Genomic DNA, 23,380 nt, shown 5'->3' with positions numbered 1-23,380 from the left:
CGGAGAGATCAAACTCGGGTGCGGTCGAACTCAAGTGGGGTCGAACCGCGGCGGCACCGGACTCAGGTGGGATCGGACCCGGCTCGCACGGACTCGACCAGCGCGGTGACCGCCGGGTGCCACTCCCGGTCCGGCGGGCCGCTCATCACCAGCCTGCGCACCACCCTGGGCCGCAACGGGACCAGCACCAGCCCCGGCACCGGCATCGACGCCACCAGGCCGGGCACGATCGAGATGCCGATCCCGGCCCGCACCATCGCCAGCAACGTGCCCAGCTCGCGCACCCGGTGCAGCGGGTCGAACGGCAGGCCCGCGTGCACCTGCCGCACGTGCCGCTCGCACCCGCCGCACGAGAGCAGGAACGGGTCGTCGGCCAGGTCCGCCACGTGCACCTCCCCCACCCCGGCCAACGGGTGGTCGGTGCGCAGCAGGGCGTGGAACGCGTCCTCACCCACCAGCACCCCGTGACCGGGCCGCGGGTCGACCACCACGGCCACCTCCACCGTGCCGTTGGCCAGCCACTCGGCGACCTCGTCGTCCTCGCCCTCGAACACCCGCACCCGCACGTGCGGGAACTCCTGCTCCCACCGCGCCATCAGGTCCGGCAGCAGCCCTTGGCACACGGTCGGCGGCGCGCCGAGCTTGACCGTGCCCCGCGCCGCGCCACCCCGGCGTGCGGCCAGGTCCGTGATCGCCACCGACGCGGCCACCGCGGCCCGGGCGTGCGCCACGACCTCCTCGCCGAACGCCGTGGGTTGCGCTTTGCCGCGCCGGACCAGCACCGGGTGGCCGAGGGTGCGTTCGAGCGCGGCGACGGCGTGCGACACGGCGGACTGCGTGATGCCCAGCGCGTCCGCGGCCGTGCCGAACCCGCCCTCGTCCACGACCGCGAGGAAGGCGCGGAGCTGCGTGAGGTTCAGGCCCATGAACGCCTCTCATGACTGGTTGCCGGCCACTTGTTGGACTCATCATCGCAGGCGGGGCGATCCTCGCCCGGTGCAGACGTCCGGGAAGTTCGTGCTGCTGTCCGCGATCTGGGGCAGCAGCTTCGCGTTGATCAAGGTGGCGGTGGACGCGGGCGTGCCCCCGGTGTGGGTGGCGTTGTCCCGCTGCCTGTTCGGTGCGCTCACGCTGTGGGTGATCTGCCTGGCGCAGGGTGCGGCCGTGCCGCTGGACCGGCGCACCTGGGGTCACGCCGCGGTGGTGGCGGCGCTGCTCAACGCGGTGCCGTTCACGCTGCTCGCGCACGGCGAGACGCGGATCAGCTCGGTGCTGGCGGGCGTCTTCAACGCGACCACGCCGTTGACCACGCTGGTGTTCGTGCTGCTGATCGTGCCGACCGAGCGGATGACCCGGACCCGCGTCGCCGGGCTGGTGGTCGGCTTCACGGGCGTGCTGGTGGTGCTGGGCGCGTGGCGCGGGTTGGCGGGTGACCTGCTGGCGGGCAGCCTCGCGTGCCTGGCCGCGACCGCCTGCTACGGCGCGGGTTTCGCCTACACCCGCCGGTTCTTCTCCGGCGGCGACCACCGGGCGAGCGCGTTGTCGGCAGTGCAGGTCACCTGCGCGACGCTGCAACTGGCGCTGGTCGCGCCCGCGCTGGGCGGGCCGCCGTCGTGGCCGGGGACGTCCGCGGCGGTGGCGCTCCTGGTGCTGGGCGCGGCGGGCACGGGGCTGGCGTACGTGCTGAACCTGGACCTGATCCGCGCGGCGGGGCCCGCGGTCGCGTCGACCGTCACCTACGTCACACCGCTGTGGTCGACGGCGGTCGGCGCGGTGCTGCTCGGGGAGCCCGTGGGGTGGCACACGCTGATCGGCGGCGTGGTCGTGATCGGAGGTGTCCTGCTGGCCCGGTCACGACCAAATGTGAAGATTCCTCTATGAACGCGCTCTTCGTCTTCGTCCACGGCTCCAACGCCAGTTCGTTCCACTTCGCACCCCTGCTCCGCGAACTCACCCTGCTCGGCCACCGCGCGCTCGCCGTCGACCTGCCCGGGCACGGCTTCGACGCCACGTTCTCCGCGTCCTACCAAGCGCCGCAGGACGCGGCCGCGTTGGCCGCCGCGCCGTCCGGCCTCAAAGGCGCGAGCCACGCCGACAACGTCGCGCACGTGATCGACGTCGTGCGGCGGGCGGGTGAGCACGGGCCGGTGATCCTGGTCGGGCACAGCCGGGGCGGGATGACCGTGACCGGGGTGGCGAACGCCGTGCCCGAGTTGCTGCACCGGGTCGTGTACGTGTCGGCGTGGTGCTGCGTCGACCTGACCGCCGGCGGGTACATGGCGGAGCCGGAGTACGCGTCGAGCACGCTCAACGAGCTCGGCGCGGGCCTGCTCGCCGGCAACCCGGCCGAGCTGGGCGCGCTGCGGATGAACTGGCGCACCGCCGACCCGGCCGTGCTGGCCACGCTCAAGACCGCGATGCTCGCCGACGGCACGGACGCGGAGTTCCTGGCCGCCCTGAACACCCTGGAGCCCGACGAGAGCCTGGACGCGGGCGACGACCGGGTGGACGCGGACGCCTGGGCCCGCCTGCCGCACACCTACGTCCGGCTGACCGGCGACCGGTCCATCCCGGTCGAGTTGCAGGACCGGTTCATCCGCGAGGCCGACGCGCTGCTCCCGGGCAACGCGTTCGACGTGCGCACCCTCGACACCAGCCACATGGGTTTCCTGGTCCGCCCGCAGCAGGCCGCCGCGGTGCTGACCGACCTCGCGTAGGTGTCCCGGTCCGACCCGCGAATCCCGGTTTGTCAGATTCTTGCGTGACACTGCTCACTTCTTGCATGCTGATGCCGTCCCTCCAACGAAGGAGCGTGCGGTGCCCCTGTCACGCAGGACATTCCTCGGGTCGGCCGTGGCCGCCCCCGCGATAGCCACCACGTCATCCCCGGCGGGCGCGGCCAGCCCGCCGGGCGACGTGGTCGGCAAGATCACCGTCGGCTACCAGGGCTGGTTCGCGGCCCGGGGCGACAACTCGCCGCTCGACGGCTGGTGGCACTGGAGCGACGACTGGGGCCGTCCGCCGTCACCGTCGAACCATGCGCTCATGTCGTGGCCCGACACGACCGACTACGCGAACAAGTACGAGACGGCGTTCGGCGCCCTGGGCGACGGCCGGCCGGCGACCGTCTTCTCCAACCACGACTACCAGACCGTGGACGTGCACTTCCGGTGGATGCGCGAGTACGGCTGCGACACCGCCGCCCTCCAGCGGTTCAACCCGACCGGCGGCGAAGGTCCGATCCGCGACGCCGTGACCCGCCACGTCCGGCGGGCCGCCGAGGCGCACGGCGTGAAGTTCTACCTCATGTACGACGTGACGAACTGGACGAACTTCCAGTCGGAGATCAAGGCCGACTGGACGGACAAGATGCGCGCGTACACCTCGTCACCCATGTACGCGCGCCAGAACGGCAAGCCGGTCGTGTGCATCTGGGGCTTCGGCTTCAACGACCCCGGCCGCCCGTTCACCCCGCAGCAGTGCCAGGACGTCGTCGACTGGTTCAAGGGCCAGGGCGTGTACCTGATCGGCGGTGTGCCCACGCACTGGCGGCGCGAGGTCGAGGACTCGCGGCCGGGGTTCGGCGGCGTCTACCGCAGCTTCCACATGATCTCGCCGTGGATGGTCGGCCGGATCGGCACCGTGGCCGACGCCGACCACTTCTACGCGAACGTCAACTCGCCCGACCAGGCCGAGTGCACCCGACTCGGCATCGACTACCAGCCGTGCGTGCTGCCCGGCGACCTGTCGCGGCGGCACCGGGCGCACGGCGACTTCATGTGGCGGCAGTTCTATAACGTGGTCCGCCTGGGCGCGCAGGGCATCTACATCTCGATGTTCGACGAGTACAACGAGGCCAACCAGATCGCCAAGACGCCCGAGACGCAGGCGGGCATCCCGGTCGGCTCCGGCTTCCTGGCGCTGGACGAGGACGGCACGCGCTGCTCCTCGGACTACTACCTGCGGCTCACCGGCGACGGCGGCCGGATGTTGAAGGGCACGCTCGCGTTGACGGCGGTGCGCCCGACCAAGCCGATGCCGACCGACACGCCACCCGTCGAACGCGACCTGGCGGCGGGCAGGCCGACCACGCAGAGCAGCCAGACCCAGCACTACGGCAGCCACCTCGCCGTCGACCCGGATCCGCACAGCTACTGGGAGAGCGCGAACAACGCGTTCCCGCAGTGGATCGGGGTCGACCTGGGCGCGGTGGCCGCGCCGCGGCGGATGGTGCTGAGCCTGCCGCCGAACCCGGCGTGGGGCCGCCGCACCCAGACCATCTCGGTGGAGGCGGGTGTGGACGGTTCGACGTTCAGCGCAGTGGTCGGCGCGACCGGGTACGTGTTCGACCCGGCGACCGGCAACGCGGTCACCATCACCCTGCCTGCCGGGCTGGGCGCGCGGCACGTGCGGCTGCGGTTCAGCGGCAACACGGGCTGGCCGGCCGGGCAGCTCGCCCGGTGGCAGGTCATCGGCTGAGCGGACAGGCCGAGCAGACCGGGGCAAGCAGACGGGGTCGAGCAGGCCGGCCGAGCAGACGGGGTCGAGCAGACGGACTGGGAGCGCTCCCACGGTACGCTGCCGCGCATGACGAGCGTTCTGGTCACGGGGTCGGCGGACGGTATCGGTCGGGAGACGGCGGCAACGCTGGTGTCGCTCGGGCACCGGGTGGTGCTGCACGCGCGCAACGCCGCACGGGCCGGGGAGGCGCTGGCCGCCGTGCCCGGCGCGGACGGCGTGGTGGTCGGCGACCTCGCCTCGCTGGCCCAGACCAGGGAGTTGGCGGCGGCCGCCGGGGCCTTCGAGGTGGTGATCCACAACGCCGGGCTCGGCGGCGGTCTGCCGGAGCGCACCGTCACCGAGGACGGCCTGGAACTGCTGTTCCAGGTCAACGTGCTCGCGCCGTACCTGCTCACGGCCCTGATGCCCCGCCCGCGACGGCTGGTCTACCTGACCTCCGGGCTGGAGTCGCAGGGCGTGGCCGACCTCGACGACCTCCAGCACGAGCGCGGCCCGTGGAACGGCATGCAGGCGTACTCCGACTCCAAGCTGCTGGACGTGGTGCTGGCCTTCGCGGTGGCCCGCCGGTGGCCGGACGTGTCGAGCAACACGGTCGACCCGGGCTGGATCAAGACCAGGATGGGCGGTCCGAACGCCACCGACGAGCTGCCGAAGGGCGCGGACACCCCGGTGTGGCTGGCCACGAGCGACGAACCCGCCGCCACCGCCACCGGCCGCTACTTCAAGTGGCGCGAAGAACTGCGCGCCAACCCGGCCGCCTACGACGTGGACGTGCAGGACCGCCTGCTCGCCGCCTGTGCGGAGATCACCGGCGTCGAGCTCCCCTGACCGGGCCACACCGAGCCGCCACAGGAGGACCGGCGGAAAAGGGCGCCGCGTTCCGCGCCGAGGTTTGCCTACGATCCGGCCGTGCCCCGACCACCGCGCGCCGTGCTCGCCGCGTTCGGCGTCACGGCCGAGCCGGTCGCGCTGCCCGGCGGCCGGGGCGGGACGTGGCGGGCCGGCGGGCTGGTCCTCAAGCCGGTCGACTTCGAGCCCGAGACGCGGTGGCGGTCCGACGTGCTCGCCGCGCTGCCGCCGTCGACCGCGTTCCGGGTCGCCCCGCCCGTGCGGTCCGCCACCGGCGACTGGGTGGCCGACGGGTGGGAGGCGTGCCGGTTCGTGGCCGGTGAGCCGGACGTCGGGCGGCCGGACGACGTGCTGCGGGCCGGGATCGCGTTCCACGCCGCCGTGCGCGACGTGCCCCGGCCCGCGTACCTGGACCTGCGCGACGACCCGTGGTCGGTCGGCGACCGGGTCGCCTGGGAGGAACGGCCCCTCGACGCGAGCCCGGCGGCCGCGCGGCTGCTGGAGCCGCTCGTCGCGGCCCGCCGCCCGGTGGACCTGCCCGCCCAGGTGGTGCACGGCGACCTGCCGGGCAACGTGCTGTTCGCCGCCGGCCTGCCGCCCGCGGTGATCGACTGGCCGCCGTACTGGCGGCCCGCCTCGTGGGCGGCGGCGGTCGCGGTGGCGGACTGCCTGTGCTGGTACGGCGCGCCGGCGGAGCTGGTCGACCGGTGGGCGCACCTGCCGGGCTGGGACCAGGTGCTGCTCCGGGCGTTGATCTACCGGATCGTCACGCAGGACCGGGCCACCGGCGACTGGTCGCCGGACCAGGTCCGCGCCTACCGCCCCGCGGTCGACCTGGTGGCGGCCAGGCTCAGCGGGCCAGGGTCTGCTCGCTGACCTGCCACAAACGGTCCGCCGCCGCCGGGTCGAGCGCGTAGTCGGCGACACCGCTGACCATGTTGCCGTCGTTCGCGACGGCCTCGTTGCAGTCCTCGAAGTACCGCCCGCCGACGCCCTCCAGCAGCGGTGACGTCGCCACCAGCACCGAGGTGGCCGCGCCCTGCTCGGGCGTCTTCAGCGTGAACCCGTCGGCGCCCGCCCGGCTGATCATCGCCTGCATGGCGTCCGGGTCGACGTGGCGCTGGAGGTTGGTCATGATCCCGCCGGGCATGAGGGCGTTCACGGTGATCCCGTCGGCCGCCCAGCGCTTGGTCGCCGCCACGGCGAACAGCACGTTCGCGGTCTTCGACTGGCCGTACGCGGCCCACGGGTCGTAGGGCCGGTCGGCGAAGTGGATGTCGTCGAAGACGACCGGCGACATCAGGTGCGCGGCGGAACTCACCGAGACCACCCGCGCACCCTCGACGGCCAGGAACCGGTGCAGGCCCGCCGTGAGCGCGAAGTGGCCCAGGTGGTTGGTCGCGAACTGGAGTTCCCAGCCCTCCGGCGTGCGGGTCTCCGGCGTGGCCATCACGCCCGCGTTGTTGACCAGGACGTGCAGCGGGCCGTCCCAAGCGGCCACGAACGCCGCCACGGAGGCCTGGTCGGCCAGGTCGAGCCGCGCGACCCGGACGTCGCCGCCGATGTCGTCGGCCACCCGCTGCCCGGCCGCGGTGTCGCGGACGGCCAGGGTGACCTCGGCGCCCGCCGACGCCAGCGCCCGCGCCGTCTCGACGCCGATGCCCGACGCGCCGCCCGTGACCACGGTGCGCCGGCCGGTCAGGTCGATGCCCGCCACGACCTCCGCCGCGGTGGACCCGGCGTCGAACGGCGTGGTGATGTGCTCGGTCATGTCTCTCCCCTGTCGTACACTGAAGCGGAGGTTCCTCCGTTACGTTCGACAGTAACCGGAGGTTCCTCCGGTTAGCATGGAGACCTGTGTCACACCCGCATGGAGGCCCCGTGTCCCGCCCGCTGCGCGCGGACGCCCAGCGCAACCGCGACCGCCTGATCGAGACGGCGCTGGAGGCGTTCACCACCGAGGGCGCGGACGTGACGTTGGAGTCCATCGCCAAGCGAGCGGGCGTCGGCATCGGCACGCTCTACCGCCACTTCCCCACCCGCGAGGCGCTGGTGGAAGCGGTGTACCGGACCGAGCTGGCCAAGCTCTGCGACTCCGCGCCCGAACTGCTGCGCACACTGCCGCCGTACGAGGCGACCAGGGCGTGGATGGACCGGTTCACGGACTACATGGCCGCGAAACGGGGTCTGGCGGACGCGCTGAGCGCGGTGATCGCGAGCGGCGGCGACCCGTACGGGGAGAGCCTGGCGCGGCTCGTGGAGACCGCCGACCTGCTGCTGAAGGCCATCGACCGCACGGACGTGATCCCGCTGGACCTGCTGGCCACCCTCGGCGGGATCGCGATGGCGGCAGGTGAGATCGGACCGAGGCCCGGCACGCTCGACCTGGTGATGGACGGCCTGCGCTACCGGGCCTGACCCCTACCGGCTCTGCCCCCTGCCGCCTCTGGCCTCCAGCGGCTCTGACCTCTAGCGGCCTTGGCCCGCCGGCACCGACCGCGGCACGGGTCGCCGCACGGCCGTCCTCGGCGTACCGACGAGCTGCCGGTTCAGGTCGCCGCGCAGTGTGGACACCGCGTCGAGCACGTAGTTCTGCCGCACGCGCCACGGACCGCGGTCACCCTGGCGCGGGAACGCGTCGATGGCCCGCTGGATGTAGCCGGAGGCGAGGTCCAGCAGCGGACGGCGGGCCAGCTCGCGGTCCGGCGTGGGGACGACGGCGGCGTAACCGCGCTTGTCCATGTGGTTGACCACCCGGCACACCAGGCGCGAGGTCAGGTCGGCCCGCAGCGTCCAGGACGCGTTGGTGTAGCCGACGCACACCGCGAAGTTCGGCAGCCCGGTGATCATCGCGCCGCGCCAGATGAACTGCTCGGGCAGCCCGACCGGCCGCCCGTCCACGCTCGGCGTGATCCCGCCGAACGCGAGCAGTCGCAGACCGGTCGCGGTGACCACGACGTCGGCCTCCAGCACCCGCCCGGACTTCAACCGCACCCCGTCGGGCGTGAACGTGTCGATGTGGTCGGTGACGACCGACGCGCGGCCGGACCCGATCGACCGGAACAGGTCGGCGTCCGGGATCGCGCACAGCCGCTGGTCCCACGGGTCGTAGGTGGGCGTGAAGTGCTCGCGGACCAGTCGCTCGTCCTTGAGCGCCTTGGCCGACAACCCGGTGAGCACCTTGCGGGCAACCCTCGGCCAGCGCCGGCAGAACTGGTAGAACGCCAGCCCGAACAGGATGTTCTTGGTCCGGATCAGCCGGTGCGCGATGCCCGCGGGCAGCAGTTCGCGGGTCTTGTCGGCGAGCTTGTCGCGGCCGGGCACCACGCCGATCCAGGTCGGCGAGCGCTGGAGCATGGTCACGTGCCCGGCGGTCTCGGCCATCGAGGGCACCAGCGTCACGGCGGTCGCGCCGCTGCCGATCACCACCACGCGCTTGCCCGCGTAGTCGAGGTCCTCGGGCCAGAACTGCGGTCGCACGACCTGCCCGCGGAAGGACTCGACACCGGGGAACACCGGGTCGTGCCCCTGGTCGTAGTCGTAGTAACCGGTGCAGGAGTACAGGAAGTCGCAGGTGATCGTGCTCTCGGTGACCGCACCCGCCTCGTCGCGGCGGCTGATCGTCAACGTCCAGCGCGCGGTCTCGGTGGAGAAGTCGGCGGCCAGCACCTTCGTCCGGTAGCGCACCAGCCGGTCGATGCCGAACTCCGCGGCGGTGTCCCGGATGTAGCTCAGGATCGACGGCCCGTCGGCGATCGACTTCGCCTCGCGCCACGGCTTGAACGGGTAGCCGAGGGTGAACATGTCCGAGTCCGACCGGATGCCGGGGTACCGGAAGAGGTCCCACGTCCCGCCCATGGCGTCGCGTGCCTCGATGATCGCGACGGACTTGCCGGGGCACTCGGTGCGCAGCCGGTAGGCCGCGCCGACACCGGACAGTCCGGCGCCCACGATCACGACGTCGAGGTGCTCGGGAGTGGTCATGGCTCCAGTGTGGTGGAGGCGCCGGCGCGCTTCTTGACTGGGGACGACAAGTATTTGACCCTGTACGACATGTCGGTGGTCCGGTCGGCGGGGTTGCGCGGGTTCCGGGCGACCGTGGCCGAGCTGGGCGGCCGGGCCGAGGACTACGCCCGCGCGGCCGGCCTGCCGGTGGCCGCGCTCGACGTGGACGACCTGCTGGTGTCCGACCGGGTGATGGCGGCCGTGCTGGAGCTCGCCGCCGAGGGGTTGCGCTGCCCGGACCTCGGGCTGCGGGTGGCCGCGCGGCAGGACTTCGGCATGCTCGGGCCGCTGGCGCTGGCGATCCAGAACTCGCCGACCGTGGCCGACGCGCTGGAGTGCACCTCGCGCTACCTGTTCGTGCACGCCCGGTCGTTGAGCCTGTCGCTGGTCGACGACCCGTACGGCGCGCCGGACCTCGCCGCGCTGCACTACGGCCTGCCGCCGGGTCTGCCGATCTCGGTGCAGGCGATCGACCTGGGCCTCGGCTTCCTGCACCGGTCGATCACCTACCTGCTGGGCGGCCCGTACGGGTTGCGCAGCGTGGAGCTGCCGTACACGCCGGTCGCACCTCCGGCGGTGTACGAGGAGTTCTTCGGCGCGGCCGTCCACACCGGACAGGACGCGCCGGTGCTGCGGATGCCGCGCGCCCTGGTGCACCAGCCGTTGGCCGGTGGTGACGAGCGGGTGTGGCGGTTGGCGCTGGCGTTCCTGGCGGAGCAGGCGGCGGGCGAGGGCGCGTCCATGACGGCACGGGTGCGCGCCGTGCTGACCCGGTCGCTGGGGACGTTCCCGCCCGAGATCGGCGGGGTGGCCAGGTTGGTCGACCTGCACCCGCGCACGGTGCAGCGCCGGTTGGCCGCGGAGGGCACCACGTTCGCCGCGGTGCTGGACGAGGTGCGGCGTGAGGCGGCGAAGCGGTACCTGACCACCACCGACATGCCGATGAGCCAGGTGGCCGGCCTGCTCGGGTTGTCGGAGCAGTCCGCGCTCAGCCGCTGCTGCCGCCGGTGGTGGGGCGTCACGCCGAGCGCCGTCCGACGCGGTGCCTGATGTCGTGCCGGGTCACCGCTGTCGTCCCGGGTCGCTGATGTCGTGCCGGGTCAAATCTCTGTCGTGTGAAGTCAAGCTCCGAGGTGCGGGCCGGACCAGACTGGTGGGACCGACGTCCTGAGGAGGCCGCATGTCCCAGCTCTCGCGCTACCGGTTCGCGGGCGGCACGGCGGTGGTCACCGGCGCGGCCGGCGGCATGGGCGAGCAACTCGCCTACAAGCTGGCGCGACGCGGCAGCGACCTGGTGCTGATCGACCGGGACGCCGACCGGCTGGCGGCGGTGGCGGCGAGGATCCGCGGCGCGCGGGTCGAGACGCACGTGGCCGACCTGTCCGACATCGCCGGTCTGGACGGCCTCGCGGCCCGCGTGCTGGCCGCGAACCCCCGCATCACCCTGCTGGTGAACAACGCGGGCGTCGCCCTGGGCGGCACGTTCGACCAGGTGAACGCCGAGGAGTTCGACTGGGTCATGGACGTCAACTTCCGGGCGCCGGTCGCGTTGACCCGGCTGCTGCTGCCGACGCTGCTGGAGTCGCCGGGCAGCCACGTGGTCAACGTGTCGAGCCTGTTCGGGCTCATCGGGCCGCCCGGCCAGACCGCGTACTCGGCCAGCAAGTTCGCCCTGCGCGGGTTCACCGAGGCGCTGCGCCACGAGCTGGCCGACCGGGGCGTCGGCGTGACGTGCGTGCACCCGGGCGGCATCCGCACCAGGATCGCGGAGACCGCCCGGGTGGCGTCCGGGGTGAGCGAGGCAGAGGCGGCGCAGGGCAAGGAGAGCTTCGCCAAGCTGCTGACCTACCCCGCCGACAAGGCCGCCGAGCGGATCCTGGCCGGCGTGGAGAAGCGCAAGGGCCGGGTGCTGATCGCGTGGACCGCCGTCGCGCCCGACATCCTGGCCCGGTTGTTCCCCACCTCCTACCTGGCCGTGATGACCCGGCTCAGCCCGTCCACGGCACGGAACGCGACTCAGCGCAGCACGACCTCCACCGGCGACTGAGTGACCTGGTCGTGCGAGGTGATCACCGGCGACACGCGGTAGGCGTCGACGTCGAAGGCCGCGCGCACGTCGACGTCGGGGTCGCGCAGCAGCGCCGCGAGCTCGTCGGCGGCCACGACGTCCTCTTCGGACAGCTCCGGCGCGTCGCTCAGCGTGCCCCACAGGTCCCAGAGGATCATCTCGTGCTTGTTCAACGACGCCAGGTCCTGCACGAGGTCGTGCCGCACCTGGGTCAGGCCACGCGTGCCGGGGATGGTCAGCTCGGGTGACACCGCGAACCGCTCGGGGTCGACCTCGCCCGAACGGCACGCCCGCCACGCGTCCGCGCCCACCAGGAACGCCTCACGCGGCACGTCCATGAGGTCGACCTCGCCCTCGGCGAACTGCGGGTCGACCAGCCGCCACCGCCGCCCGTCCCACACCTCGGCCACCACGTGGTCCAGGTACCAGCCGGGCGCGAGGTAGCCGGCGAACCCGACCCGTGACCGCGCCGGGATGCCGTGGTGGCGCGCCATCGACACGAACAGCAGCGTGAAGTCCCGGCAGCAACCCACGATCCGCTCGGTCGGCGCGCGCCCGTCGCCCAACGGCGCGGGGTTGAGCTCGTGCAGCCGGGCGAACATGTCCGCCGCGTACCGCAGGCCCACCTCCGCCAACCGTTCCGCCGGGAACCCGTGGCCGGTGATGTCCCCGTTGCCCCAGAAGTGGAACACCAACCCGGACGCGGCCCGCCGCAACTCCGCCAGGTCCGGCCCCACGCCGTCCAACCACCCGGCCGACGGCCCCGGGTCACTGAACCGGCTGTGCTTCGCGTAGTCGATCACTTACTCCCCCCTCACCACGATGTGCCGCCATGTCTAGTCCGTGCCCCAGGGGCGCGGTCAAGGGGCGACGTCGAGCCGACGCCGGTTGATCCGGAACCCGACTCCCCCGAGCCCGCCGGAGACCGGTTCTTCCGGCGGCACCTGTGGAGCTCCACCGCGCCGCTCGGCCCTCGTCGTACCGGAGGGTTCCAGGGCCTGTTCCGCTGGACGGACCCCCAACACCCAGCGGAACGCCGAGCGCCGGCCGCCCTCCGCGACCCGGCGCTCGGGCACCGCCGCTCAGCCCTGTTCGAACCGACAGGTCACCCTCGCGCCCGGATGCGCGATCGCCGCGTCGGTCGGCGACATACGTCGACCGTATCGCCAGACATCGGACCTCAGTCAACCTTCAGCGCGAAGACCGCAGACATATACGGACGTTTGCCCAGCAAGATTGGGCCATCTGGCTGGATACTGGACTCAACAGCAGACTTCCTCTACACATACATCTGATGTCTGTGTTCGGTTGGTCAAGGTGGACCGCTGCCACAGAACCGGTCCCGCCGTGGATGCGGACGGGACGGACGCGGAGCACTTTGAGTCGGACGCGGACCTTCGGACCGAAGGAGGTCTCCCCTGTCATGTCCAGTTTCGACCGCAGGAAGATGTTGGGTCTGCTCAGCGTGAGTGGTGCCGCGGCTGCCGGTCTGTTGCCCGCCGGTGCCGGCTGGGCTGCGGACGGCCCGTCCAGCTACACACCGACGTGGGAGTCGGTCGACCAACACCCGGCAGCCCCGGAGTGGTTCCAGGACGCCAAGTTCGGCATCTACTGGCACTGGGGGGCGTTCACCACCCCCGAGTACGGGTACGAGTGGTACGGCCGCGAGATGTACAACGACGGCACCGGCATCAACAACCACCACAAGGCGACCTACGGCGACCCCCGCACGCAGTGGGGGTACGACAAGTTCATCGACGGCGGCGTCGACAAAGCCGGCAACCGCGTGCAGTTCCGGCCGGTGCTCAAGTCGCAAGGCGGCAAGTTCGACCCGAACGAGTGGGTCCAGCTGTTCAAGAACGCGGGCGCGCGGATCAGTGGGCCCGTCGCCGAGCACCACGACGGCTACTCGATGTGGGACAGCCAGGTCAACGAGTGGAACTCGGTCGATCGCGGCCCACGACTGGACCTGCTGAAGCTCTTCGCGGACGCGGTGCGCGGGCAGAACATGAAGCTGTTCGTATCCATGCACCACTCGTTCAACCACAACGGGTTCTTCCGGTTCGTGCCGCAACAGTCCGACCCGAGCCTGAAGAAGCTCTACGGCCAGCTTTCCCGAGCCCAAGAGGACCAACTCTGGTTCGACAAGCTCAAGGAAGTCATCGACCAAGCCCAGCCGGACGTCATCTACCACGACTTCGCCCTCGACAGCCCCGGTTACTGCCACGGTGACCCGGGCCCGTGCGCGGTCGCCGAGCAGCAGCGCCTGAACTTCCTGGCCTACTACTTCAACAAGGGCCTGGAGTGGGGCAAGGACGTCGTCACCACCTACAAGCACTTCGACCGGGGCTTCCACAACGCCAGTGCGGTCGAGGACTACGAGCGCGGCGGCCCGGCGGATCTGGTGCACCCGTACTGGCAGACCGACGAGTCGATCGCCTCCGGCACTTGGAGCTACACCAAGGGGATCGGCTACTACTCGTCTCAGCAGATGATCCACCAACTCATCGACCGGGTCAGCAAGAACGGCAACATGATGCTCAACGTCGCCCCGACCGCCGAAGGGGAGATCCCGCAAGCGCAGCGCAACGTGCTGAACGACTTCGGGACCTACCTGAACCGCAACGGTGAGTCGATCTATTCCACCCGGGCGTGGGCGGTCTACGGCGAGGGTCCGACCAAGATGGGCGGCGGCTCGTTCGTCGCGCCGAAGGTCGGCACGAACACCGACATCCGGTTCACGCGGAGCAAGGACAACCGCGTCCTGTACGCCACCGTCCTCGGCTGGCCCACTGGCACCCTGAACATCACCACCCTGAACTCGAACCGGATCAACCTGGGCACCCTCACCTCGGTACAGCTGCTCGGCTCGACCGCCGGTACCTACGTCAACCTGCCCAGCCGAACGCAGGACGGCTCGGGCCTGCGCATCACCATGCCGTCGAACGCGCCGTACAGCGCACCCGCGTACGTGCTGAAGCTGACCTTCTCCGGGACCATCCCCACCCCGGGTGGCGGCACCGGTGGGACCATCCCCACCGGGTGGGCCAGGATCACGAACGTCGCCACCGGGCTGGTCCTGGACAGCGGCGGCAACGTCGCGTCCGGCTCACCGCTCAAGCAGTGGAACCCCGGCAGCAGCTACAACCTCCAGTGGCAACTGGTCGACGCCGGCAGCGGCTACTACCGCCTGGTCAACCGCACCAACGGCATGGTCGCGGACAGCTGGGGCGACGCCACCAACGGGGCCATCGCCAAGCAGGCACCCTGGAACGGCGGCAACAACCAGCAATGGCGGCTCAACAGCATGGGCAACGGCCGCTACCAGGTCATCAACCGCGGCACCGGCACCTGCCTGGACAGCGGCGGGAACACCACCGCCGACTCGCAGGTCAAGCTCTGGGCGCCACAGTCCAGCACCAACCTCCAGTGGACCATCACCGCGGCCTGAACTCCGACCGCTGTCCACCGACGCCGAGAACCCGTTGCAGCGACTCCACCGCACCGGCCGGCACGGAGGGGCACAATCCCGCTGGACCCCCGCCGCGCCATCGCAGTCCCGTCGCTTTCACTGCCCCGGCCACCGGCCGCACGCGGTTCACCCCGGGCAGCGGACACCGAGTTGGCAGGAGCAGCGGTCCTGCTGGAAGGACGTCCGCACGCGGTGACCGGTCAGGTCGTCGACGGTGTGTCGGGTCGAAGACGGGAGAACCTCCGGTTGGAGGGGGAGGTGACGGTGAACAGGACGTAGCCGTAGCTCAACTCGCGCCGACCGGGATTGGCGTGGACCCACCCGTCCACCACGTCGGGCGGGAACTCGATGCGCAGCACGGATTCCAGCTCGGCCGCGTCACGGCAGCGCCAGGCCGACATCACCTCGGTGCGCTCGGCGCCCTGTTCCCGCCACCACGCGTCGGTCGTGTCGGCGGTGCCCTGGGCCGACGCCCACGGTGAGGCGGCGAGCAGGTCGGCGAACTCGCCGTGCCGCCCGTCGTTGTCGATCACGACCAGCGCACCGCCGGGCCGCAGCACCCGCCGCACCTCGGCGAGGCCGGGTTCGCAGCCCGGCGGGAAGAAGTACGCGAACCGGGCGTGCACCACGTCCACGCTCGCGTCCGGCAACGGGATGTGCTCGGCCGAACCGTGCCGCACGGTTCCCCGCTCCCCCGCCCTGGCCAGCAGGTCCGGGTCCGGCTCGACGCCGATCACCGCCGCCGCGTCGACCGCGTAGCGGGGCAGCCAGAACCCCGTGCCGCAGCCGAGGTCGAGCACCGTGCGACCGGCCCAGTCGGCCCGCTCGCGCAGCGCGCGCCACAGCACCTCGTCGGGGTCGATCGCCTCGTTCTCCCGCTCGTAGAGGTCGGGGTGGTCGGCGATGTTGGGCGCGCGGTGGAAGTCGGGGAACACGCCGTCACCCTAGGAGGTCGCGTCCGCGTCCCGCGCGCGCTTTCCCGTCGAGCGCCTGTCCGGCCACGGCAGGACGATCTTCAGCCGAAATTCACAGGTTCTCTCAGGACCACCGCTGACCTGGACCTTGCCCACCCACTTGGACTAGCGCAACCGGCCCAGCGGAATGCTCCGTGTATCTGATCGACAAGTCCTGGTACCTGTGTAGTACAGGGCGACCACAGGGGGTGCGCTCGTCCTGCCCGGTGATCCGGGGAACTCAGACCTGGGGGGGGTCTATGAAGCAGCACGGTACGAACAGCTTCTTCGTCGTCGGCGAGGGCGTGCTCGAGTTCGACCGCGACGGCGAGGCGACGACCCGCCGGCCGCTCACGGTGGAGGAGTTGCGCCGGTTCCGGTTCTCCCGGCTGGGGCCGGAGGGGACCCCGCTGGACGAGGGGACCAGGATCGCCCTGGCCACCGCCATGACCGCCAACGTGCCGCAGTCGGACTCCGCGGACCCGCCGATCCCGGCGGGCTTCACCTACCTCGGCCAGTTCGTCGACCACGACCTGACCATGGACCGCACCGAGTCGCAGCTCGGCGAGGACGTCAACCTCGACGAGCTGGTGCAAGGCCGCTCACCCGCCCTGGACCTCGACTCGGTGTACGGACGCGGTCCCGGTGACCGCAACGACCGGATCTTCTACGCCGCGGACGGCGTGAAGCTCAAGGTCGGCACCACCTCGCCGGCGCCGTTCCCGGACGAACGGGTCAACGTCGCGCTGGAGGGGTTCGACCTGCCGCGGTTCGGCGCGGCGGGCATGACCGGCGCCGACCGGCGCCGACCGTTGATCCCGGACACCCGCAACGACGAGAACCTGGCTGTCGCCCAGACCCACCTGGCGTTCATCAGGTTCCACAACCGGGTTGTGGACGAGCTGGCGCTGCGCGGTCTGACCGGGCGGCGGCTGTTCACCGCGGCACGCGAGCAGGTGGTGCGCCACTACCAGTGGATGCTGCGCACCGACTTCCTGCCGCGGATCGTGGACCCGGCGATCGTGGACGACGTGTTCACCAACGGTCGGCGGTTCTTCGAGGCGCCGGGCCGGGGCAGGTCGCCGCACGGGCTCCAACCGACCATGCCGCTGGAGTTCTCGGTGGCGGCGTACCGGTTGGGCCACAGCATGATCCGGGACACCTACGAGTGGAACCGGGTGTTCAACTCGACCATCCCGGGCCGCACCGCCTCCCTGTTCCTGTTGTTCGTCTTCACCGGCACCTCCGGCAACTTCGACCCGGGGGCGGAGCTGCCCGACCTGGACAACCCCAACTCGGGCACGGTCGACACGCTGCCCACCAACTGGATCGCCGACTTCCGCAGGCTGTTCGACTTCACCGAGGCCGACCGGCCGGACCTGGCGCCGCCGACCGACGGCGGCAACCTCACCAAGCGGCTCGACAGCCTGTTGGTCAACCCGCTGACCCAGCTGCCGGCGGGCACGTTCGACGGGCGCGGCACCACGTTCCCCGAGATCGAGCGCAACCTGGCGTTCCGCAACCTGACCCGGGCGAACATGGTCCGGCTGGCCAGTGGGCAGCAGATGGCGGAGTTCCTGGGCGTGCCGCCGTTGACCGGCGAGCAGGTCCTGGTCGGCAACCAGGGCGCCACGTTGGACTCGCTGACCGACGCGCAGAAGGCCGAGGTGACCGCCTCGACCCCGTTGTGGCTCTACGTGCTGCGTGAGGCGGAGTTCGGCAACGGCCGGCTCGGGCCGGTGGGCGGCCGGATCGTGGCCGAGGTGTTCCACCGCGCCATCGAGGGCAGCCGCACGTCGATCGTCCGCGAGCCGTCGTGGCGACCGGCGTTCGGTCCGGACGCCCAGACGTTCCGGATGACGGACCTGCTGCTGTTCGCGTTCGAGGGCAAGGCGGACCTGCTCAACCCGCTGGGCGACTGACGTGTCGACCCGGGGGTGGTGTTGCCGTTCGGGCGGCCGCCGCGGCTGACGCAGGTCGTCGTGGCGGTCCACCTGGCGGGGACGTTCCCGGTCCCCGTCCAGGCGCCTGCTCCCGGGACGACCGGGAGCGACCCCTGCTGTCGACCACGACCGGCGAGCGCGTGGTGAAGGACGTGGTGCTCAGCTGTGCCGCACCGGTGCGGCTCGGACGTGTCGTGGGGGCGCGAACGAGCCGGCGGTGCGGACGGTGCCCGGTCCCCGGTCCTCCCGGGGACCGGGTTTCTCCACCTCCTTGACAGCCGAGGGCGCGGGGCGATTGACTGCGGGGGTTTGAAACGATTCAAGCCTGTGGAGCCGCCCATGTCGTCCCTCAACGGGGTTTTCGGAGCCATCGACATCGGCGCCTCGGGCGGGCGGGTCGTGGCCGGCGTGGTGGCCGGCGGCCGGACCACCCTGCACGTGGTGCACCGGTTCCCCAACGGCGTGGTGACGCGCGACGGGCACCTGCGGTGGGACTTCACCGGGCTGTACCGGGAGGTGGTGGTCGGGCTGCGGGCGCTGGCCTCCGGGTTCCCCGAGGTGGTGTCCATCGGCATCGACACGTGGGCCGTGGACTACGGGCTGCTCGGCGAGGACGGGGCGCTGCTCGCCGAACCCGTGTCCTACCGGGACGGACGCACCGCCGAGGCGGTGGAGCGGGTGCACGCGCGGGTGCCGCCCGAGGCGTTGTACGCGATCAACGGCCTGCAGTTCCTGCCGTTCACCACGCTGTACCAGCTGGAGGCGGAGCGGACGTCCCCGCGGTGGGCCGAGGTGGCGCACGTCGTGCTGCTGCCGGACCTGCTGGCGTACTGGTTGACCGGCGAGCTGCGGACGGAGATCACGAACGCGTCCACCACGGGTCTGCTGGACGTGCGGACGCGGACGTGGGCGCCGGAGTTGGCCGCCGGCGTGCCGTTCCCACCGTTGCAGGAACCGGGCGAGGTGCGCGGGTCGTTGCGGCCGGAGGTGGCGCGGGCGACCGGGCTGCCGGGCACGACGCCGGTCACGTCGGTCGGGTCGCACGACACCGCGTCGGCGGTGGTCGCGTTGCCCGCAGACGGGTCGCGCTTCGCCTACGTGTCCAGCGGTACGTGGTCGTTGGCGGGTGTCGAGCTGCCGGAGCCGGTGCTGACCCCGCGCGCCCGCGAGCTCAACTTCACCAACGAGGGCGGCGTGGACGGGCGGACCAGGTTCCTGCGCAACGTGGGCGGGTTGTGGCTGTTCCAGGAGTCGCTGCGCGAGTGGGGGAACCTGGACCCGGCGGACCTGTTGGCCCGGGCGGAGGCCCTCCCCGCGGGCGGCCCGACCGTCGACGTGGACGACCCGGCGTTCATCGCACCGGGCGACATGCCTCGGAGGATCGCGGCGGCGGCGACCGGTCCGCTGCGCACGCCCGCCGAGATCGTGCGCTGCGTGCTGGACTCCCTGGCCGTCGCCTACGCGCGCACCGTGGACCAGGCCGCCGAGGTGACGGGCCGGGACGTCGACGTGATCCACGTCGTGGGCGGCGGCTCGCGCAACGACCTGCTGTGCCGCCTGACCGCCGACCTCTCCGGCCGCCGGGTCACCGCCGGTCCGGTCGAGGCCACCGCCCTGGGCAACGTCCTGGTGCAGGCCCGGACCCACGGCGCCGGCCCGGCCACGCTGGAAGCGATGCGCGCCCGATTGGCGACCACCGCGGACATCCGCCACTACGACCCGACCTGACTGACCGCTGCTCAAGGCGGGCAAGCCGGTGTTCCGGGCCACGCGGTGGTGACGAGCGCCCCGTCCCGCTCACGGCATGGCGTGGCGCTCCCACTCGCGGTGGAAACCTTCGACGTGGCGGGTGACCCGCGTGGCGGCCAGGTCGCCGTCACCCGCCTGAACGGCCCGCAGGATCGACCGGTGCTCGCGGCGCAGTCGCACGGCGGTGCGCGGCCAGTCGGGCAACGCCTGCACGGCGTCCAGCACGGTGCGGTGGATCGCGTCGCGCAGCGCGGCCATGATCGCGGTGTTCACCGCGTTGCCCGCGGCCGCGGTGAGCGCGACGTGGAAGTCGGCGTCGAGCTGGTGGAACGCGTCCGCGTCGAGGTCCGGCGCGTCCATCCGGGCCAGCAGGTCCGCGGCACGGGCCAGTTCCGGGTGGTCGGGGTCGACCGCGGCGGCGCGCACGGAGTGGCTCTCGATCATCACCCTGGTGCCGACCAGGTCGGCCATGGGCAGCCTGCGGGTGGCCAGGTGCAGCCGCAGGGCCGCGCCGAGCCCGCCCGCCGGGTCGGCGATGACGGTGGTGCCCGCGTCCGGCCCCGAGCCGACGCCGCTGCGCACCACGCCCATCGCCTGCAACACCCGGATCGCCTCGCGCACGGTGGCGCGGCTGACACCGAGGTCCTCGGCCAGCCTGCGCTCGGCGGGCAGCTGCTGCCCCACGCCGAGCCTGCCCGCGCTCAGCTCCGACTCGACGTGCCGCAGCACCGCGCCATACCCGGACAAGGCGAACCTCCGCACGCGACTGTGGTCTGACCACAGCCTGGTGTGGTCAGACCACAGAGCCTAGACTCACCGCGGTGAGAGTCGCGCTGTTCGTCACGTGCCTGGTCGACGGGCTGTTCCCGGACGTCGGCAAGGCCACCGTCCGGCTGCTGGAACGCCTCGGCCACGAGGTGGTCGTGCCGCCCGACCAGACCTGCTGCGGGCAGATGCACATCAACACCGGCTACCCCGGCCAGGCGCTGCCGGTGATCCGCAACCACGTCGAGGCGTTCGAGCGGGCCGACGTGATCGTCGCGCCGTCCGGGTCGTGCGCGGGATCGGTGCGGCACCAGCACGCCGCCGTCGCCCGCGAGCACGGTGACGCGAAGCTGGCCGAGGCCGCCGCGGACACCGCCGGGCGCACGTACGAGCTGTCGGAGTTCCTGGTGGAAGTCCTGGGCGTCACCGACGTCGGCGCGTACTTCCCGCACCGGGTCACCTACCACCCGACGTGCCACTCGCTGCGCGTGCTGAAGGTCGGGGACCGGCCGCTGAGGCTGCTCCGGGCGGTCGAGGGCATCGACCTGGTCGAGCTGCCGTCCGCCGAGACGTGCTGCGGCTTCGGCGGCACGTTCGCGGTGAAGAACTCCGACACCTCCACCGCCATGCTCGGCGACAAGATGAGCGCCGTGCTGAGCACGAAAGCGGGCGTGCTCACCGCGGGCGACTCGTCGTGCCTGATGCACATCGGCGGCGGCCTGAGCAGGCTGCGCAGCGGCGTCCGCCCGCTGCACCTGGCGCAGGTCCTGGAGCACACCCGATGACGTTCCTGGGCATGCCCGCCGGCGGCGGCAACCTGACCGGCGAGCCGTTCCCCAAGGCCGCGCGCGAGGCCCTGGGCAACGCCCAGCTGCGCCGCAACCTCGCCAAGGCCACCACCACGATCCGGGCCAAGCGCGCGAACGTCGTCGGCGAGCTGCCGGACTGGGCGCAGCTGCGCGCGGCGGGCGCGGCGATCAAGGACGAGGTGCTGGCCGACCTGGACGACCACCTGGTGCGGTTCGAGGAGGCGTTGACGAGCCGCGGCACGCACGTGCACTGGGCGCGGGACGCCGACGAGGCCAACCGCATCGTCACCGACCTGGTGCGGGCGACCGGCACGCGCGAGGTCATCAAGGTCAAGTCGATGGCCACGGTCGAGATCGGGTTGAACGAGGCCTTGGCCGACATCGGCGTGCACGCGGTGGAGACCGACCTCGCCGAGCTGATCGTCCAGCTGGGCAACGACAAGTCCAGCCACATCCTGGTGCCCGCGATCCACCGCAACCGGCAGGAGATCCGGGACGTGTTCCGGCGCGAGATGCCCGGCGTGGACCCGGAGCTGACCGACGACCCGCGTGCGCTCGCCGAGGCGGCCCGCAAGCACCTGCGGCACAAGTTCATGACGGTCGACGTGGCGATCTCGGGCGCGAACTTCGGCGTGGCCGAGACGGGGTCGCTGGTGGTGGTCGAGTCCGAGGGCAACGGCCGGATGTGCCTGACCCTGCCGCGCACGCTGATCAGCGTGGTGGGCATCGAGAAGCTGGTACCGACGTGGCAGGACCTGGAGGTGTTCCTGCAGCTGCTCCCCCGCTCCTCCACCGGTGAGCGGATGAACCCGTACACGTCGGTGTGGACCGGGCCGACCGAGGGCCAGACCAGCCACGTGGTGCTGGTGGACAACGGCCGCACGGCGACCCTCGCCGACCCGGAGGGCCGGGCGGCGTTGCGCTGCATCCGCTGCTCGGCGTGCCTGAACTCGTGCCCGGTGTACGAGCGCACCGGCGGTCACGCGTACGGCTCGACGTACCCCGGCCCGATCGGCGCGGTGCTGTCGCCGCAGCTGACGGGGGTGGATCGCAACCCCACGCTGCCGTTCGCGTCGTCGTTGTGCGGTGTCTGCTACGACGTGTGCCCGGTGGCGATCGACATCCCGTCGATGCTGGTGCACCTGCGGGCACGGGTGACCGAGTCGAAGAAGACCACACCGGAGTCGACGGCGATGCGCGCGCTGGCGTGGGCGATGTCGGACGCGCGCCGGTGGCGCCGGCTGGTGCGCCTGGGCCGGTTCGGGCGGCTGGCGAGCCGGCACGTGCCGCTGCCCGGCTGGTCGACGGCCCGTGACCTGCCGCAGCCGCCGAAGGAAACGTTCCGCGATTGGTGGGAGTCCCGATGAGCGCGCGTGACGAGGTCTTGGCGAGGGTGCGGCGGGCGAAGGGGCCTGGCGGGGCCGCGCCGGTGCCGCGCGAGTACCGGGCGGCGGGCACGCGGGGGCCCGGTGACCTGGAGCTGTTCGCGGAACGCCTGCGCGACTACCGCGCCCGGGTCCGCCTCGTGGCCGCGGACGAGGTGCCGGGTGCGGTCGCGGCCGCACTGCGCGACCGGGGCGCGCGGCTCGTGGTGGTGGCGCCGGGCTTCCCGCCGGAGTGGACCTCCACGTGGTCCGACCAGCCGGAATTGTCGGACCCCGGCGGTAGGATCGAATCCAGGGTTCCCCTGGGCGGGGACCCCCGCGGAGCCTTGGGCCAAGGCCCTCGTGAAGCACGCGTCGTCCCCCGCGAAACCGTGGGCCGCGAAACCGTGGGCCGCGAAACCGTCGGCGAGGATGCGCGCGAAACCGTGGGCGGGGACGCCGGTGGAGCTGAGCCCGCCGGCCGTGAAGCCGGGCTCATCCGCACGCCCGTGGGCGTCGACACCCTTGAACGCGTCGACGCCGTGGTCACCGCCTGCCACGTGGCCGTCGCCGAGACCGGCACGATCGTGCTCGACCACGACGCCGCCGACCAGGGACCGCGCGCCCTCACGCTGGTGCCGGACTACCACCTCGTGGTGGTGCGGGCCGACCAGGTGGTGGCGGGCGTGCCGGACGCGGTGGCGGCGCTGGCCGGGGTGCGCACCCAGACCTGGATCAGCGGACCCTCCGCGACCAGCGACATCGAGCTGGAACGGGTCGAGGGCGTGCACGGCCCGCGTACGCTGGAGGTCGTCATCGCCCGCTGAGGACGCGCAGCCCGGTCCCAGCAAGTGGGCGGATCCGCCCACCAAAGCGGGTTTG

At 72.0% G+C, this 23,380-nt stretch carries 20 protein-coding genes; 14 read left to right on the top strand and 6 right to left on the bottom strand.

Features of this window, described 5'->3' with window-relative positions; translation table 11 throughout:
• Nucleotides 1-62 precede the first annotated feature (62 nt).
• Entirely contained in the window at nt 63-926 is an 864-nt protein-coding gene (locus AB0K14_RS13070) for a LysR family transcriptional regulator (RefSeq protein WP_360450044.1), read from the bottom strand.
• Between the two features lie 70 nt (nt 927-996).
• On the opposite strand from AB0K14_RS13070, the gene AB0K14_RS13065 reads away from it, so the two are divergent.
• From AB0K14_RS13065 to AB0K14_RS13045, 5 genes are all read left to right on the top strand, one after another.
• A complete protein-coding gene (locus AB0K14_RS13065) occupies nt 997-1,881 on the top strand; it encodes a DMT family transporter (RefSeq protein WP_360450043.1) in 885 nt (294 codons plus the stop codon).
• Nucleotides 1,878-2,717 carry an alpha/beta hydrolase gene (locus AB0K14_RS13060; RefSeq protein WP_360450040.1) on the top strand — a complete coding sequence of 280 codons (840 nt, stop codon included), beginning with the start codon at nt 1,878-1,880 and terminating at the stop codon, nt 2,715-2,717. The genes AB0K14_RS13065 and AB0K14_RS13060 overlap by 4 nt, the downstream gene beginning before the upstream one ends.
• A 100-nt stretch (nt 2,718-2,817) precedes the next feature.
• Entirely contained in the window at nt 2,818-4,479 is a 1,662-nt protein-coding gene (locus AB0K14_RS13055; RefSeq protein WP_360450038.1) for a discoidin domain-containing protein, read from the top strand.
• Nucleotides 4,480-4,587: 108 nt separating this feature from the next.
• On the top strand, nt 4,588-5,349 hold the full coding sequence (locus AB0K14_RS13050; protein WP_360450036.1) for an SDR family NAD(P)-dependent oxidoreductase: 762 nt from the start codon (nt 4,588-4,590) through the stop codon (nt 5,347-5,349).
• An 81-nt stretch (nt 5,350-5,430) separates the two neighbouring features.
• Nucleotides 5,431-6,246, top strand: coding sequence for a TIGR02569 family protein (locus tag AB0K14_RS13045; protein ID WP_360450033.1), 816 nt, complete (start codon nt 5,431-5,433; stop codon nt 6,244-6,246).
• Here the strand turns inward: AB0K14_RS13045 and AB0K14_RS13040 are convergent.
• Nucleotides 6,221-7,141, bottom strand: a complete 921-nt coding sequence (locus tag AB0K14_RS13040; RefSeq protein WP_360450030.1) for an SDR family NAD(P)-dependent oxidoreductase — start codon at nt 7,139-7,141, stop codon at nt 6,221-6,223. The genes AB0K14_RS13045 and AB0K14_RS13040 overlap by 26 nt on opposite strands.
• A gap of 110 nt (nt 7,142-7,251) precedes the next feature.
• Between AB0K14_RS13040 and AB0K14_RS13035 the strand changes: the two genes are divergently transcribed.
• Nucleotides 7,252-7,788, top strand: a complete 537-nt coding sequence (locus AB0K14_RS13035) for a TetR family transcriptional regulator (protein ID WP_360450028.1) — start codon at nt 7,252-7,254, stop codon at nt 7,786-7,788.
• A 51-nt stretch (nt 7,789-7,839) separates the two neighbouring features.
• Here AB0K14_RS13035 and AB0K14_RS13030 read toward each other — a convergent pair whose 3' ends face one another.
• A complete protein-coding gene (locus AB0K14_RS13030) occupies nt 7,840-9,354 on the bottom strand; it encodes an NAD(P)/FAD-dependent oxidoreductase (protein ID WP_360450025.1) in 1,515 nt (504 codons plus the stop codon).
• Between the two features lie 69 nt (nt 9,355-9,423).
• Here AB0K14_RS13030 and AB0K14_RS13025 point away from each other — a divergent pair, with 69 nt between their 5' ends.
• Both AB0K14_RS13025 and AB0K14_RS13020 read left to right on the top strand, forming a co-directional pair.
• On the top strand, nt 9,424-10,425 hold the full coding sequence (locus tag AB0K14_RS13025) for an AraC family transcriptional regulator (RefSeq protein ID WP_360450022.1): 1,002 nt from the start codon (nt 9,424-9,426) through the stop codon (nt 10,423-10,425).
• Between the two features lie 130 nt (nt 10,426-10,555).
• Complete coding sequence (locus AB0K14_RS13020) at nt 10,556-11,422, top strand: SDR family NAD(P)-dependent oxidoreductase (RefSeq protein ID WP_360450020.1); 867 nt, start codon at nt 10,556-10,558, stop codon at nt 11,420-11,422.
• On the opposite strand, the gene AB0K14_RS13015 is transcribed toward AB0K14_RS13020, so the two are convergent.
• Entirely contained in the window at nt 11,392-12,246 is an 855-nt protein-coding gene (locus AB0K14_RS13015) for a transglutaminase-like domain-containing protein (protein WP_360450018.1), read from the bottom strand. The two genes, AB0K14_RS13020 and AB0K14_RS13015, sit on opposite strands and share 31 nt — an antisense overlap.
• Before the next feature lie 620 nt (nt 12,247-12,866).
• On the opposite strand from AB0K14_RS13015, the gene AB0K14_RS13010 reads away from it, so the two are divergent.
• Nucleotides 12,867-14,894: an alpha-L-fucosidase gene (locus AB0K14_RS13010; RefSeq protein WP_360450015.1), complete on the top strand. Its 2,028-nt coding sequence runs from the start codon at nt 12,867-12,869 to the stop codon at nt 14,892-14,894.
• A 221-nt stretch (nt 14,895-15,115) separates the two neighbouring features.
• Here AB0K14_RS13010 and AB0K14_RS13005 read toward each other — a convergent pair whose 3' ends face one another.
• Nucleotides 15,116-15,850, bottom strand: a complete 735-nt coding sequence (locus AB0K14_RS13005) for a class I SAM-dependent methyltransferase (protein WP_360450013.1) — start codon at nt 15,848-15,850, stop codon at nt 15,116-15,118.
• Between the two features lie 278 nt (nt 15,851-16,128).
• On the opposite strand from AB0K14_RS13005, the gene AB0K14_RS13000 reads away from it, so the two are divergent.
• Complete coding sequence (locus AB0K14_RS13000) at nt 16,129-17,790, top strand: heme peroxidase family protein (RefSeq protein WP_360450011.1); 1,662 nt, start codon at nt 16,129-16,131, stop codon at nt 17,788-17,790.
• Between the two features lie 360 nt (nt 17,791-18,150).
• On the top strand, nt 18,151-19,539 hold the full coding sequence (locus AB0K14_RS12995) for a rhamnulokinase family protein (protein ID WP_360450008.1): 1,389 nt from the start codon (nt 18,151-18,153) through the stop codon (nt 19,537-19,539).
• A gap of 69 nt (nt 19,540-19,608) precedes the next feature.
• Here the strand turns inward: AB0K14_RS12995 and AB0K14_RS12990 are convergent, their stop codons facing one another.
• Nucleotides 19,609-20,322, bottom strand: a complete 714-nt coding sequence (locus tag AB0K14_RS12990) for an FCD domain-containing protein (RefSeq protein ID WP_360450005.1) — start codon at nt 20,320-20,322, stop codon at nt 19,609-19,611.
• A 59-nt stretch (nt 20,323-20,381) separates the two neighbouring features.
• Here AB0K14_RS12990 and AB0K14_RS12985 point away from each other — a divergent pair, with 59 nt between their 5' ends.
• Genes AB0K14_RS12985 through AB0K14_RS12975 form a run of 3 tightly spaced genes read left to right on the top strand, consistent with a single transcriptional unit; the run spans nt 20,382 to nt 23,325 of the window.
• A complete protein-coding gene (locus tag AB0K14_RS12985) occupies nt 20,382-21,110 on the top strand; it encodes a (Fe-S)-binding protein (protein ID WP_360450003.1) in 729 nt (242 codons plus the stop codon).
• Entirely contained in the window at nt 21,107-22,501 is a 1,395-nt protein-coding gene (locus tag AB0K14_RS12980) for a LutB/LldF family L-lactate oxidation iron-sulfur protein (protein WP_360450000.1), read from the top strand. The genes AB0K14_RS12985 and AB0K14_RS12980 overlap by 4 nt, the downstream gene beginning before the upstream one ends.
• A complete protein-coding gene (locus AB0K14_RS12975) occupies nt 22,498-23,325 on the top strand; it encodes an LUD domain-containing protein (RefSeq protein ID WP_360449997.1) in 828 nt (275 codons plus the stop codon). The genes AB0K14_RS12980 and AB0K14_RS12975 overlap by 4 nt, the downstream gene beginning before the upstream one ends.
• The last annotated feature ends 55 nt before the right edge of the window (nt 23,326-23,380 follow it).

The organism is Actinosynnema sp. NPDC050801 (assembly GCF_040673975.1).
Classification (GTDB): domain Bacteria; phylum Actinomycetota; class Actinomycetes; order Mycobacteriales; family Pseudonocardiaceae; genus Actinosynnema.
Note: the sequence above shows the minus strand (reverse complement) of the source record. Positions and strands in the feature narration are given on the sequence as shown.